Here is a 13528-nt window from a genome sequence, read left to right as displayed (position 1 = left end):
AATCCAGGCCAAAGCCGCAGCGTGAAACAGAGGCGGGAACACATTGTCCCGTTATACGGACACGCGAAAACTTCGAGTTTTTCAACAACATTAGCCCGAAACGAGCTTCCCAATTTCGTTGACGCGTCCCTGTGGAAAGAGGCTGCCTCAGAGTGTTATTGAGACCAGCATTGGTGATTTGTCGCGCTGCGTGAGTTTCCTAGTCTTTAACTGCAGAAGTCCAGCGTCATCTCGACATTGCCGATATCGGGACCATAGAACCGTTCGACGTAGTAATACGGCTCGCCCTCGTTCACGGGCATCCAGTAGGTCCCGTCGTTGGGGGCCTCGGCGCTGAATGTGACGATGATGTTACCATCGTCGTTCGGAGACGTGTTGTAAGCGTTGTAGACGTCGATCCGGTCCGGAAGCGTGTTTCTTGTGAGCGCGCTGTACCGGGTGATCGACCAGAACTCGCTGACGGCGTTCTCATAGGGAAGCGTGACCTTGTACGGGCTCGAGCCGTTCAGAAGCTCACCGTCGCAGTTGTTGAAAATGCCAGTGTAGAAGGCGTGATGTACCGGCAAGCCCAGATGTCCGACGATCGCCGCGGCCCGAACCCTCGGGTCGTTTGAACCCGGCTCATTGCTGTCGATCGGGCCAAACATGCCGGTGTTGTCCGTGATACTCGTTGCAAAGTATTCGCCAGCCCACTCAAACATCCTTTGGTGATCTTCGGCGCTATACGCCATGTCCGGCTCAAGTATACCTTGGTTTCCGCCATATACATTATGTGTATCGAGGGTGAATGCGATGGGGTCTTCAAACCCCAAAGTACCCACTTCTCCTTCGATGGAAATCTGATCCTGGATGGCGAGTGTATTTGGCAGGTCGTCCGGGGTCTTGACCTGGGTTCGGATGAACACGTGCGGATAAAGGCTCCGATTGTTGATTTTCTGTCCGTCAGGAATTTCGCCGGACCAATCGTCATGAACGAAGACGTACCTGCCAGCAGGCCGGATTTCTTCATAGATCACGTAGTGTTCCTGATCAGTCACCATGATCGAAAAGTACCTATCTTCGGGCACCTCTGGCATCGTGATGACCACCGGGCCGTTTGTGAGGTCGACGACAGCCTTGGTGTAGAGATGATCCAAAGCCGGGGTCACGACCGGGTCCGTTCCCTCGGTCGGGAGGGTCTTCGTGTGAAGAAGGACGTTCGTCCCACCCGCCTCAGCCGCCGTCTTCTCCAGATAATCGGCGTGGTGGACGACCTTGTATGCATGTAGCTGAGGTATCGACGGCTCGAAGGCTTTTGCCATGGATGGTCCAAGCATCAGAACCATGCAAGCGCTGGAGATGGCTGCGTTTATTAAGTTCGATCTAGCAGAAGACATCGTATTCCGATTCAAATAAGTTCTTCGAATTTAGCTTTTTGGGGCCAAACGGCTTCGGGAGAACGTGGCAGAATGCTCGATGAAGCACAAGAAAATTTACCGAAACAACGAACTCAAGCGCAGAGGGCACAAGACTTGACCGTGCACTTTGTCTGTGACCCAGCACGCCTCAAGCTTTCAAACTTCGGCATTGCGGCAAACGCTACAAATGCCCTCATGACCGACATTGGCCGAAGTTAAAAAATGAAACCCTTCGGGAGAATGTTTTGGGAGGTTTTTTGAATAATCCGGCACCAAATGACCAAGGCTGACACACGTAGACATCAGTACTTCTAACAAAAAGGCCCCCAAATCGGGAGGCCTTCTTCCTTTTCACTACCAATAACTTAGCTGTGAATAGCGCCGTCACCACAGGCCAAGGCCGCCTCACGCACCGCCTCGGAATACGTCGGATGCGCGTGGCAGGTTAGGGCGATGTCTTCGGCGGAGGCGCCGAATTCCATGGCTACGCAGATCTCGTGGATCATGTCGCCGGCGCCGGGGCCGATGATGGCTGCGCCCAGCACGCGGTCGGTTTCCTTGTCGGTGATCAGCTTTACAAAGCCCTCACCCTGGTGAACCGCCTTGGCGCGGCCGTTGCCCATGAACATGAACTTGCCGATCTTCAGCTTGCGGCCCTCGGCCTTGAGCGCGTCTTCGGTCTGGCCCACGGTGGCAACCTCGGGCGTTGTGTAGACCACGCCGGGGATGACGCCATAGTTCACGTGGCCATGTTTGCCTGCCAGTACTTCGGCGACCGCCATGCCTTCGTCTTCGGCTTTGTGGGCCAGCATTGGGCCTTCGATCACGTCACCGATAGCATAGATGCCTGGAACGTTGGTGGCCCATTTGGCATCTGTCGCGATCTGGCCGCGTTCGGTCATTTTCACGCCCAGTGCGTCCAGTCCCAGACCGTCAGAGTACGGCCTGCGGCCAGTGGCAACCAGCACCACGTCGGCGTCGATAACCTGCTCTTCGTCTGGTTTTTTCTTCAGCGCGTATTTGACCTTGGCTTTGGTTTTTGAGGCATCAACGCCGGAAACTGCGGCACCCATGATGAATTTCAGGCCCTGCTTTTCCAGGATCCGCTTGAAGGCCCGCTGGACGTCTTTGTCCATGCCGGGGCAGACGGCGTCCATGTATTCAACCACGGTGACCTCGGCGCCCAGACGGGCATAGACCGAGCCAAGCTCCAGACCGATGACGCCAGCGCCGATGACGGTCATTTTCTTGGGCACCTTGGGCAGGTCAAGCGCGCCGGTGCTGTCGACCACAACGCCTGCGTCGTTGTCGACGGTGACGCCGGGCAGCGAGGACACAACCGAACCAGAGGCAATCACGATGTTCTTGGTCTCGTGTACATCATCACCAACTTTGACCTGACCAGCGGCCGGGATCGAGGCCCAGCCTTTCAGCCAGTCGATCTTGTTCTTCTTCATCAGGAATTCGACACCCACGGTGTTCTGGCCGATGACGTCTTCCTTGTAGGCCTTCATTTGCTTCCAATCGACCGAAGGCGATTTGCCCTTCAGGCCCATCTTGGTGAAGTTATGTTCGGCTTCGTGCAGCATATGGGTCGCGTGCAGCAGCGCCTTGGAGGGGATACAGCCCACGTTCAGGCAGGTGCCACCCAGGGTTTCGCGCCCTTCGACGATGGCGGTTTTCAGGCCCAGTTGGGCGCAGCGGATGGCCGATACATAGCCGCCGGGGCCTGCACCGATGATGATGACGTCATAACTTGCCATTGATAAATCTCCTTTTGCCCTGTCAGGGCCTGGTCAATACGGTTGCGCCACAGGCGGGCAGGTCAAGGTGCCGTGCCACGCGCGGGCGGTGTTTGTTGTCTGTTCCTGCCAGGGGCCGGGGTCCAGGATCTGGACATAGGCGGCACCCTCGCCGGGTTTGGTGTTTGGGCCTTCACCCACTAGCCAGACCAGTTCTGCGCGTTTGGCGCAAGAGGGGCAGGTTAGCTGTTCGGGGTCGCGATAGGCCATGTGTGTCTTTCAGTGGTGATCGGGGAAGGGGCGCTGCCCCCGGCCCATGTGGGCCTCCCCTGGGATATTTGGGGCCAGATGAAGGGTTTTCAGCGCCATTTGTCGGGTTCAAACCAAGGCCAGAAGAAATAAACCCGAGCCATTTCATCGTCACTCAGGTTTTCTCCGTTCAAAGAATGGAGGCGGTGTCGTTGTTCTTGTGCGTGAATTGGCGACCTGATCCCGGCAAAAGCAGCTGACATTGCAATGAGGAAAAAGGCGCCTTGGATTACACCAAACAAGGGCGCGTATAAAAGCGACCTTGCAGGGACTAAAACAAGGAGGATTGCCATCGACACTATGTAGATCCGGGTGTGCCAACGCGTCCACAAACGTGTGAGGAGAGGTAGCTCAAGGGAGACATAGATCGAGACCAGCCCTGCGCCTAGCAGTGCCATTCTTATGGTGTTCGGATATAGTTGCACGCTTGCGATCGAGTAGGCACTGTCGATTACGAGAAGAGAAAATATGAGAAGGAGTGCAGTGTACTTCAAACGAACCTTCGGTATGTTTGCACGCCTATTTTCGTCGAGTGTCTGCCGGACCAAATGCTCATATGCTTCTGAAAAATCCATATCGGATTCTTTTGCTAAACGAACTGCTTCGCGGTGCACTTTCGCAGAGTCGACAGTCATGGCTCTCTCCAGCTCCCTCTCTGCAACGATGGTGATATTCCAAAGATGCAGAGAGGCAAACTATAGCTATCCTTACAGATCCATCAACAAGCGACGTGGATCTTCCAGCGCTTCTTTGACCCGCACCAGGAAGGTTACGGCGCCTTTGCCGTCGACAACGCGGTGGTCATAGGACAGCGCCAGATACATCATCGGACGGATCACAACCTGACCGTTGATCGCCATCGGGCGGTCCTGGATCTTGTGCATGCCAAGGATACCCGACTGTGGCGGGTTCAGGATCGGCGAGGACATCAGCGAGCCATAGACACCACCGTTAGAGATCGTGAAGGTGCCGCCCTGCATTTCAGCCATCGACAGCTTGCCGTCACGGGCGCGTTTGCCTTTTTCCGAGATCGCTTTTTCGATATCCGCAAATGACATCGCATCAGCATCGCGGATCACCGGAACAACCAAGCCAGTTGGGGTGCCGGCCGCAACGCCCATGTGGACGAAGTTTTTATACACGATGTCGGTGCCGTCGATTTCAGCGTTGACCTCGGGGACCTCTTTCAGGGCATGACAGCAGGCCTTGGTAAAGAAGGACATAAAGCCAAGACGGGCGCCGTGTTTCTTCTCGAACTGGTCTTTGTACTGTTTGCGCAGCGCCATCACCTCGGTCATGTCGACCTCGTTATAGGTGGTCAGCATCGCGGCAGTGTTCTGCGCCTCTTTCAGGCGGCGGGCGATGGTCTGGCGCAGGCGGGTCATCTTGACTCGTTCCTCGCGCGACGCATCGTCAGCGGCAACTGGTGCACGTGGGGCTGGTGCGGGAGTTGGAGCAGCCGGAGCAGGGGCTGGTGTGGCTGCAGCGGCGGCAACCGCGCGGGCAACGTCGTCTTTCATGATGCGACCATCGCGGCCAGTGCCAGTAACAGCAGCGGCAGACAGACCGGCTTCGGCCATGGCTTTTTCCGCCGATGGCGCATTGGCGACGTCTTTGCCTGCGGCGGCCGGAGCAGCAACTGCAGCGGGGGCAGAGGCTGGCGCCGCCGCTACGGCTGCACCAGCACCCGAGATCACGCCCAGTTTGGCGCTGGCATCTACGGTGGTGCCTTCGGCGGCAGTGATTTCAGTCAGGACACCAGCAGCGGGGGCAGGGACCTCGACGGATACTTTGTCGGTTTCCAGCTCACAGAGCATTTCGTCCTGCGCCACGGCGTCGCCAACCTTCTTGAACCAGGTTGCGACAGCAGCTTCGGTCACGGATTCACCCAGTGTCGGGACCATGACGTCGGTTGTACCAGCACTTGCACCAGCAGCGGGCGCGGCGGCTGGAGCGGCAGCGGCTGGGGCCGCTGATGCGCCACCCGCCGAAAGTGTTGCCAGCAGGGCGTTGACGCCAACGGTGTCGCCTTCGGCAGCGATGATGTCACCCATGGTGCCAGCGGCGGGGCTGGGCACTTCGACAGTGACCTTGTCGGTTTCCAGTTCGCAGAGCATCTCGTCGATTGCAACTGCATCGCCGGGCTTTTTGAACCAAGTGGCAACCGTGGCTTCGGTCACCGATTCACCCAGGGTGGGCACACGAATTTCGGTAGTCATGGATCAGTTTCCTTCGATGCTCAGCGCGTCGTTCACGAGCGCAGCTTGTTGGGCTTTGTGTTGGCTGGCCAGACCTGTTGCAGGCGAGGCCGATGTGGCGCGTCCGGCATAGACCGGGCGAGTGTTTTTGGCGCCGATACGGGTCAGCACCCATTCGATGTTGGGCTCAATAAAGGTCCAGGCACCCTGGTTCTTGGGCTCTTCTTGACACCAGACCATTTCGGCCCCTTTGAAGCGTCCCAGTTCCTTGACCATCGAGATGGCCGGGAACGGATAGTATTGTTCGACACGCATCAGGTAGACGTCGTCGATACCGCGGGCATCGCGTTCGGCCAGCAGGTCGTAGTAGACCTTGCCCGAACACATGACGACGCGCTTGATCTTGTCGTCTGCGACCAGTTGCGTGTCAGAGTTGCCGTGCTGGGCATCATCCCAAAGAACACGGTGGAAGCTGGAGCCTGTGGTGAACTCTTCCGCAGTGCTGACGGCCAGTTTGTGACGCAGCAGCGATTTTGGGGTCACCAAGATCAACGGCTTACGGAATGACCGGTGCATCTGGCGGCGCAGGATGTGGAAATAGTTCGCAGGCGTTGTACAGTTCGCCACAATCCAGTTGTCCTGACCACACATTTGCAGGAACCGCTCCAGACGCGCCGAGGAGTGCTCGGGGCCCTGGCCCTCAAACCCGTGTGGCAGCAGTACGGTCAGACCGGACATCCGCAGCCATTTGCTTTCACCTGACGAGATGAACTGGTCGAACATGATCTGCGCACCGTTGGCAAAATCACCAAACTGAGCTTCCCACAGGGTCAGCGCGTTGGGTTCTGCCAGCGAGTAGCCGTATTCGAAACCCAGTACCGCATATTCCGACAGGGCCGAGTCGATGACTTCGTACTGCGACTGGCCGGCGCGGATGTTGTTCAGCGGGTAGTAGCGTTCTTCGGTGTTCTGGTTGACCAGGCCCGAGTGACGCTGAGAGAAAGTACCGCGAGTTGCATCCTGACCGGACAGCCGTACAGGGAATCCTTCTGTCAGCAGCGAGCCAAAGGCCAGTGCTTCGGCGGTGGCCCAGTCAAAGCCCTTGCCGTCGGCAAACATCTTTTGCTTGGCGTCCATCAGGCGGCCAACGGTTTTGTGAACCGGGACACCGTCGGGCAGATGCGACAGGGCCTTGCCAACTTCGGCAAAGGTCTCGGGGTTAATCGACGTCTGACCACGCTGATAGTCTTCGTCTTTGGTATCCAGGTGCTTCCAGCGGCCATCCAGCCAGTCGGCCTTGTTTGGCTTGTATTCCTTACCAGCTTCGAATTCGTCGTTCAGCTTGGCCTGAAAAGCGGCCTTCATGTCTTCGATTTCGCCTTCGGGGATCAGGCCATCTTTGACCAGACGCTCAGTATAGAGCGACAGGGTGGTCTTGTGGGTCTTGATTTTCTTGTACATCACCGGGTTGGTGAACATGGGCTCGTCGCCCTCGTTGTGACCAAAGCGGCGGTAGCAGAAGATATCCAGCACAACGTCTTTGCCGAACTTCTGGCGGAACTCGGTGGCCACTTTGGCGGCGTGGACTACGGCCTCGGGGTCGTCACCATTGACGTGGAAGATAGGCGCTTCGACCACCAGAGCGTTGTCGGTGGGGTAGGGAGAGGAACGCGAGAAGTGCGGTGCGGTGGTGAAACCGATCTGGTTGTTCACCACGATGTGCATGGTGCCGCCGGTCTTGTGACCCTTAAGGCCAGACAGTGCGAAACATTCAGCCACAACACCCTGACCCGCGAAAGCAGCATCGCCGTGCAGCAGGATTGGCATCACCCTAGTGCGGTCGGCGTCACCCATCTGGTCCTGCTTGGCGCGGACCTTGCCGATCACAACCGGGTTCACAGCCTCTAGGTGGCTGGGGTTGGCGGTTAGTGACAGGTGCACTTTATTGTTGTTGAACTCGCGATCCGAAGAGGCGCCAAGGTGGTATTTCACATCACCCGAACCATCAACGTCTTCGGGTTTAAAGCTACCGCCCTGGAATTCGTTGAAGATCGCGCGGTAAGGCTTCTGCATCACGTTGGCCAAAACCGACAGGCGGCCACGGTGCGGCATACCGATCACGATGTCCTGAACACCCAATGCGCCACCGCGCTTGATGATCTGTTCCATCGCCGGGATCAGGCTTTCGCCGCCGTCCAGACCAAAACGCTTGGTTCCCATGTATTTCACATGCAGGAACTTCTCGAACCCTTCGGCCTCGACCATTTTGTTGAGGATCGCCTTGCGGCCTTCGCGGGTGAACTGGATCTCTTTGCCCAGACCCTCGATCCGCTCTTTTAGCCACGAGGATTCAGCCGGGTTAGAAATGTGCATGTATTGCAGCGCAAAGGTGCCGCAGTAGGTACGTTTTACGATGTCGACGATCTGGCGCATCGAGGCGAGCTGCAGGCCCAGCACGTTGTCGATAAAGATCGGACGATCCATGTCGCCGTCGTTAAAGCCGTAGGTGCGCGGGTCCAGCTCTGGGTGTGGTGTGGTCGAACGCATGCCCAGTGGGTCCAGATCGGCAACCAGGTGACCCCGGATCCGGTAAGCGCGGATCAGCATCAGGGCGCGGATGCTGTCCAGCACGGCACGTTTGATCGCATCGTCGGAAACTTCGACACCGGTCTTGGCGGCTTTCTCGGCGATTTTCTTGCCAGCGGCCTTGGTCTCAACCGGGGCAGCCCATTCACCGGTGAGGGCGCTTGTCATCTCATCATCTGGCTGCTGTGGCCAGTCATTGCGCGCCCAGGACGGACCAGCGGCCTCGGCCTTTACGTCAAGATCAGCGTCGCCCATCTGGCGAAAGAATTCGGCCCAAGCTGCGTCCACCGCATTGGGGTCATTGGCATAACGGGCATATAGCTGCTCCAGATACTCAGCATTGTGTCCCTGCATAAAAGAGGACGCATGGAAGACATCGTTGGGGCTTTGCTCGGTCATTGGGTTACCTCGTGCAGAGTGGGACCGTTGTTTAAGGGACCTAGGGTCATTTGGGGCAGCGTTGCTGCCAGACGTTTCGATTTGGTGAAACGCAAGGCAGATCCTGCGGCAAAAAGAGCCGATTGGGCGCTTTTGGCGACAAGATCTTGGGAAATATGCGGAAATTTGGAGGGAGTGGTTGCCCGGCGGTAGAGCCGGGCAGCGCCCGACCCTCCCCACGGGAGGGCGCTTTGCACCCCCCCAGGGTCAGGCGCTGCCCTATGGGCATATGCCTGAGCAGACAGCATGATTAGCCGATCGCCTTCAGAACAGCTTCGCCCAGGCCGGCGGGGCTGTCGGCTACAACGATGCCAGCGGATTTCATCGCTTCGATCTTGTCTTCGGCACCACCTTTGCCACCGGCAACAATCGCGCCAGCGTGGCCCATGCGGCGGCCTGGAGGGGCTGTACGACCCGCAATGAAACCAGCAGTTGGCTTCCAACGGCCTTTCTTCTTCTGCTCGGCCAGGAACTCAGCAGCTTCTTCTTCTGCGGAACCACCGATTTCACCGATCATGATGATCGACTGAGTTTCGTCGTCGTCCAGGAACATGTCCAGCACGTCGATGTGCTCGGTGCCCTTGATCGGGTCGCCGCCGATGCCCACAGCAGTGGACTGGCCCAGACCGATGTCAGACGTCTGCTTGACGGCCTCATATGTCAGAGTGCCGGAGCGCGACACAACGCCAACCGAACCACGTTTGTGGATGTGGCCGGGCATGATGCCGATTTTGCAGGCGTCAGGCGTGATCACGCCGGGGCAGTTAGGGCCAACCAGACGGGACTTGGAGCCGTCCAGCGCGCGCTGAACGCGCATCATGTCAAGCACCGGAATGCCTTCGGTGATGCAGATGATCAGTTCCATCTCGGCATCGATCGCCTCGAGGATCGAGTCAGCGGCAAAGGGAGGAGGCACGTAGATGACCGAGGCGTTGGCTTCTGTAACGTGCTTGGCCTCGTGGACCGAGTTGAAGACAGGCAGGTTCAGGTGGGTCATGCCACCTTTGCCGGGTGTGACGCCGCCAACCATCTTGGTGCCGTAAGCGATGGCTTGCTCAGAGTGAAAGGTACCCTGCGAGCCTGTCAGGCCCTGGCAGATGACTTTGGTGTTTTCGTCGATGAGGATTGCCATTTGGCGTTCTCCTTAAATTCTTTCATGGGGAAAGGTGGGTTGGCACCCACCCCAAGGATCAGCCCTTAACCGCTTTCACGATCTTCTCGGCTCCGTCCGACAGGTTGTCGGCTGCAATCACGTCGAGACCAGAGTTGTTGATGATCTCTTTGCCAGCTTCGACGTTTGTGCCCTCAAGACGGACAACCAGCGGAACCTGCAGGCCGACCTCTTTCACCGCGGCAACAACGCCCTCGGCGATTACATCACAGCGCATGATGCCGCCGAAGATGTTGACCAAGATGCCTTTGACCTTGGAATCCGAAGTGATGATTTTGAAGGCCTCTGTGACTTTCTCTTTGGTGGCGCCGCCGCCAACGTCGAGGAAGTTTGCAGGCTCGGCACCGTACAGTTTGATGATGTCCATGGTGGCCATCGCCAGACCAGCACCGTTCACCATGCAGCCGATTTCGCCGTCTAGAGTGATGTAGTTCAGGTCATACTTCGACGCTTCCAGCTCGTTGGCGTCTTCTTCGCTCTCGTCGCGCAGCTCAGCAATGTCAGCGTGACGGTACAGGGCGTTGCCGTCGAACGATACCTTGGCATCCAGCACTTTCAGATCACCAGAGTCGGTGACGATCAGTGGGTTGATCTCCAGCATCTCCATGTCTTTTTCAAGGAAGGCTGTATACAGCTGGCCCATCAGTTTGACGCACTGTTTTACCTGAACGCCTTTCAGGCCCAGCGAGAAGGCGATGCGGCGGCCGTGGAAGGCTTGGTAGCCTGTAGCCGGATCAACAGAGAACGACAGGATCTTTTCAGGGGTTGCTTCGGCAACCTCTTCGATGTCCATGCCACCTTCGGTCGAGCAGACAAAGGAAACCTGCGATGTCTGGCGATCAACCAACAACGCCAGATACAGTTCGGTTTCAATGCCCGAGCCATCTTCGATGTAGATGCGGTTCACTTGCTTGCCAGCAGGACCAGTTTGGTGCGTGACAAGGGTGCGGCCCAGCATCTTCTTGGCTTCGTCTGCGGCTTCTTCAACCGATTTGGCCAAGCGAACACCGCCCTTTTCACCAGCGTCGGCTTCTTTGAAAGTACCTTTGCCGCGGCCACCTGCGTGGATCTGTGCCTTGACCACCCAAAGCGGGCCGTCCATTTCGCCTGCGGCGGTTTTTGCATCTTCTGCCTTGAGCACAACGCGACCGTCTGAAACCGGTGCGCCGTAGCTGCGAAGGAGGGCCTTGGCCTGGTATTCGTGGATGTTCATCTGAAACTGTCCCGTCTGACTACGATTGTCGCGTTTATACGCTGCGATAGCACCTGTGGTTAAAGGGTTATTTTGCAGGAGGCCACGAATTCGCGGTGTTTTTTGGATTTTGTGATCACACCCCAGAAAGCTGTGATCACATATTACCAATTCGTTCACGGAACTGATTCGCGCGTAACATTTTTCAAAAAAAACAGGTTTCGGTGAAGACTATTGTAGGAAAAGGCACAGGAAAACAGCCGCGCCCACTATTTGGGAGGGCTTATGGGTGGTGGTCAAAATCTCTTTGTTTCCTTAGGTCAAGGCAACTTAGATGGCTCTGAATAGAATAAAGTTCGGGTGGCTAGGGTCAAAACTGTCAGATATTTTTCCTGATCCCACCCACAGGCGCGAGTACTGTGTTCCCAATTGCTAACGGATAGCATGGTCCACAGCAGATCAGTGGCGTCATCCGGGCTAAAGCTGGGTGACAGCGTTCCATCAGCGTTCAGCGCATCGATCGCTGCTGCACAGCCTTCCCGCATATCTTGCATACGGTTTTCCCAGGCGGTGGCAGCGGCCTTATCCGTTTTGCTGAGTGATATCAGAACGGTGGCAATCTTGTAGATTTCCGGAATGTAACCGCCCCAGGCGGCGACAAAGGCCTGCAACCGCTCTAGCCCGGACCGGGCATTGCGACTGGCGGCAAGGCGGGCTTTGGTATCCAGCGTTTCGTCGAGAAAATGGGTGGCGGCGATCAGTAGGTCTGTTCGGTTTTCGAAATGGAGGTAAACCGCTTGGCGCGAAACGCCTGCCTGCGTGGCAACATCTGACATGCGGGTTTTTGAAGGTGGATCAGCAAACAAGAGATCGAGTGTCGCCTGCAGAATCTTGGTTCGGGTGTTGGGGGGGGAGGTTGACATAGTGTCAAGTTGTCCATATTTCGGAATTTGTCAACTTTACACAGTGTAAAGTTGGGTGTCTTGTTGGGTGAAAGGAATTTGAGGCAATGAAGAATACTATCGGAGAAAAAGGGGTTCTGGCTGTTGCTGGTGGTATTGCCATTGGTATCGGTCTGTTGGTGGGGTTTTCGCCCGTAGCCTTTTATGCGTCGTCGGAAATTGCTCTTGGAGACAACGCAAGCATGTTGAGCGAAGTCAGAGCGCCGGCGATGGCGTTGACGGTCTTCGGCCTGATCATGTTGGCATCAATCGGGCTGCCAAAAATTCGGACCGCTGCGCTAGCTGTGGCCGCGATGCTATATCTGTCTTATGGAGGAGGGCGGGTAATCAGTCTTGCCATCGATGGGGTGCCGCATTCCAACTTATTGTTCGCGTTGGCATTGGAGATTGGCATCGGTCTGATGTGTGCGTTTGTTTTTTGGCGCCGAGTTGACCCTGTTTGATTTGGCGGACAGGCATCTATCATTAAAAAAGGCCCGCAAATGCGGGCCTTTTTAGTTGGCTGTCGATAATTGCTTAGCTCAGCGAGTTGTCGATGTCTTTGCAAGCGGCAACCAAGCCTTTGACAGCATTGACGGAACTGTCGAACATGGCCTGCTCGTCGGCGTTCATCTTGATGTCGACAACACGCTCAACACCACCGGCGCCGATGACGGTTGGAACACCAACATACATGCCGTTCAGACCCAAAGCGCCGTCAACGTAGGCTGCACATGGCAGAACGCGTTTCTGGTCTTTCAGGTAAGCTTCAGCCATTTCGATGGCAGAGGTCGCCGGGGCGTAGAATGCGGAACCGGTTTTCAGATGCGCAACGATTTCGGCGCCGCCGTCACGGGTGCGCTGAACGATGGCGTCCATGCTTTCCTGTGTGGTCCAGCCCATGTCGATCAGATCTGGCAGAGGAATGCCAGCAACGGTGGAGTAGCGTGTCAGTGGAACCATGGTGTCGCCGTGGCCGCCCAGAACAAATGCGGTGACGTCTTTCATCGAGACCTTGAACTCTTCGGCCAGGAAGTGACGGAAGCGAGCGGAGTCGAGAACACCAGCCATGCCGCAGACTTTGTTGTGTGGCAGGCCCGAGAATTCGCGCAGAGCCCAAACCATGGCGTCCAGCGGGTTGGTGATGCAGATGACGAATGCGTCCGGTGCGTGGGCTGCGATGCCTTCGCCCACGGATTTCATCACTTTGAGGTTGATGCCCAGCAGGTCATCGCGGCTCATGCCGGGTTTGCGTGGAACACCAGCGGTGACGATGCAGACGTCGGCGCCAGCGATATCGGCGTAGGACTGGGTGCCCTTCATATCGGCGTCAAAACCTTCGGACGGACCGGATTGAGCGATGTCGAGGGCTTTGCCTTCCGGGGTGCCTTCGGCAATGTCGAAAAGAACGACGTCGCCAAGTTCTTTCATTGCAGCGAGATGGGCTAGGGTGCCACCGATCTGACCTGCACCGATAAGGGCGATTTTGGGTCGTGCCATGGGATTATATCTCCGGTCCGGTTGAAATTTGCCGGACGCCTACGGTGTTACGGC

General features: G+C 56.9%; 12 protein-coding genes. 2 read left to right on the top strand and 10 right to left on the bottom strand.

What is annotated here, in order from left to right:
- Positions 1 to 206: 206 nt before the first annotated feature.
- Positions 207 to 1301: a DUF1254 domain-containing protein gene (locus DL239_RS13995; RefSeq protein ID WP_167684720.1), complete on the bottom strand. Its 1095-nt coding sequence runs from the start codon at positions 1299 to 1301 to the stop codon at positions 207 to 209.
- Between the two features lie 147 nt (positions 1302 to 1448).
- Between DL239_RS13995 and DL239_RS13990 the strand changes: the two genes are divergently transcribed.
- Positions 1449 to 1616, top strand: coding sequence for a hypothetical protein (locus tag DL239_RS13990; RefSeq protein WP_167684719.1), 168 nt, complete (start codon positions 1449 to 1451; stop codon positions 1614 to 1616).
- Between the two features lie 146 nt (positions 1617 to 1762).
- Here the strand turns inward: DL239_RS13990 and lpdA are convergent, their stop codons facing one another.
- The 8 genes from lpdA to DL239_RS13950 form a co-directional block, all read right to left on the bottom strand.
- Positions 1763 to 3160, bottom strand: a complete 1398-nt coding sequence (gene lpdA, locus DL239_RS13985; RefSeq protein ID WP_167684718.1) for a dihydrolipoyl dehydrogenase — start codon at positions 3158 to 3160, stop codon at positions 1763 to 1765.
- Between the two features lie 33 nt (positions 3161 to 3193).
- Positions 3194 to 3409, bottom strand: a complete 216-nt coding sequence (locus DL239_RS13980) for a hypothetical protein (RefSeq protein WP_167684717.1) — start codon at positions 3407 to 3409, stop codon at positions 3194 to 3196.
- A gap of 89 nt (positions 3410 to 3498) precedes the next feature.
- Positions 3499 to 4083, bottom strand: a complete 585-nt coding sequence (locus DL239_RS13975) for a hypothetical protein (RefSeq protein ID WP_167684716.1) — start codon at positions 4081 to 4083, stop codon at positions 3499 to 3501.
- A gap of 72 nt (positions 4084 to 4155) precedes the next feature.
- Entirely contained in the window at positions 4156 to 5667 is a 1512-nt protein-coding gene (gene odhB / locus DL239_RS13970) for a 2-oxoglutarate dehydrogenase complex dihydrolipoyllysine-residue succinyltransferase (RefSeq protein WP_167684715.1), read from the bottom strand.
- Positions 5668 to 5670: 3 nt separating this feature from the next.
- Positions 5671 to 8631 carry a 2-oxoglutarate dehydrogenase E1 component gene (locus tag DL239_RS13965; RefSeq protein WP_167684714.1) on the bottom strand — a complete coding sequence of 987 codons (2961 nt, stop codon included), beginning with the start codon at positions 8629 to 8631 and terminating at the stop codon, positions 5671 to 5673.
- A 289-nt stretch (positions 8632 to 8920) separates the two neighbouring features.
- Entirely contained in the window at positions 8921 to 9802 is an 882-nt protein-coding gene (gene sucD / locus DL239_RS13960) for a succinate--CoA ligase subunit alpha (RefSeq protein ID WP_157021388.1), read from the bottom strand.
- Between the two features lie 58 nt (positions 9803 to 9860).
- On the bottom strand, positions 9861 to 11054 hold the full coding sequence (gene sucC, locus DL239_RS13955; RefSeq protein WP_157021386.1) for an ADP-forming succinate--CoA ligase subunit beta: 1194 nt from the start codon (positions 11052 to 11054) through the stop codon (positions 9861 to 9863).
- Positions 11055 to 11353: 299 nt separating this feature from the next.
- Positions 11354 to 11956: a TetR/AcrR family transcriptional regulator gene (locus DL239_RS13950; RefSeq protein ID WP_167684713.1), complete on the bottom strand. Its 603-nt coding sequence runs from the start codon at positions 11954 to 11956 to the stop codon at positions 11354 to 11356.
- Positions 11957 to 12042: 86 nt separating this feature from the next.
- On the opposite strand from DL239_RS13950, the gene DL239_RS13945 reads away from it, so the two are divergent.
- Positions 12043 to 12438 carry a DUF4345 domain-containing protein gene (locus DL239_RS13945; RefSeq protein ID WP_167684712.1) on the top strand — a complete coding sequence of 132 codons (396 nt, stop codon included), beginning with the start codon at positions 12043 to 12045 and terminating at the stop codon, positions 12436 to 12438.
- A 73-nt stretch (positions 12439 to 12511) separates the two neighbouring features.
- Here DL239_RS13945 and mdh read toward each other — a convergent pair whose 3' ends face one another.
- Positions 12512 to 13474 (bottom strand): malate dehydrogenase, encoded by a 963-nt coding sequence (gene mdh / locus DL239_RS13940; RefSeq protein ID WP_167684711.1) that lies wholly within the window; start codon positions 13472 to 13474, stop codon positions 12512 to 12514.
- Positions 13475 to 13528: the final 54 nt, after the last annotated feature.

The organism is Parasedimentitalea denitrificans (genome assembly GCF_011813015.1).
In the GTDB taxonomy this organism is placed as follows: Bacteria; Pseudomonadota; Alphaproteobacteria; order Rhodobacterales; family Rhodobacteraceae; genus Parasedimentitalea; species Parasedimentitalea denitrificans.
This window is presented reverse-complemented; position numbering and strand designations above follow the sequence as displayed.

Coding starts and splice junctions, on each gene's coding strand:
- DL239_RS13995 (WP_167684720.1), bottom strand. CDS start 1,301: ATGGCAAAAGCCTTCGAGCCGTCGATACCTCAGCTACATGCATACAAG.
- DL239_RS13990 (WP_167684719.1), top strand. CDS start 1,449: ATGCTCGATGAAGCACAAGAAAATTTACCGAAACAACGAACTCAAGCG.
- lpdA (WP_167684718.1), bottom strand. CDS start 3,160: ATGGCAAGTTATGACGTCATCATCATCGGTGCAGGCCCCGGCGGCTAT.
- DL239_RS13980 (WP_167684717.1), bottom strand. CDS start 3,409: ATGGCCTATCGCGACCCCGAACAGCTAACCTGCCCCTCTTGCGCCAAA.
- DL239_RS13975 (WP_167684716.1), bottom strand. CDS start 4,083: ATGACTGTCGACTCTGCGAAAGTGCACCGCGAAGCAGTTCGTTTAGCA.
- odhB (WP_167684715.1), bottom strand. CDS start 5,667: ATGACTACCGAAATTCGTGTGCCCACCCTGGGTGAATCGGTGACCGAA.
- DL239_RS13965 (WP_167684714.1), bottom strand. CDS start 8,631: ATGACCGAGCAAAGCCCCAACGATGTCTTCCATGCGTCCTCTTTTATG.
- sucD (WP_157021388.1), bottom strand. CDS start 9,802: ATGGCAATCCTCATCGACGAAAACACCAAAGTCATCTGCCAGGGCCTG.
- sucC (WP_157021386.1), bottom strand. CDS start 11,054: ATGAACATCCACGAATACCAGGCCAAGGCCCTCCTTCGCAGCTACGGC.
- DL239_RS13950 (WP_167684713.1), bottom strand. CDS start 11,956: ATGTCAACCTCCCCCCCCAACACCCGAACCAAGATTCTGCAGGCGACA.
- DL239_RS13945 (WP_167684712.1), top strand. CDS start 12,043: ATGAAGAATACTATCGGAGAAAAAGGGGTTCTGGCTGTTGCTGGTGGT.
- mdh (WP_167684711.1), bottom strand. CDS start 13,474: ATGGCACGACCCAAAATCGCCCTTATCGGTGCAGGTCAGATCGGTGGC.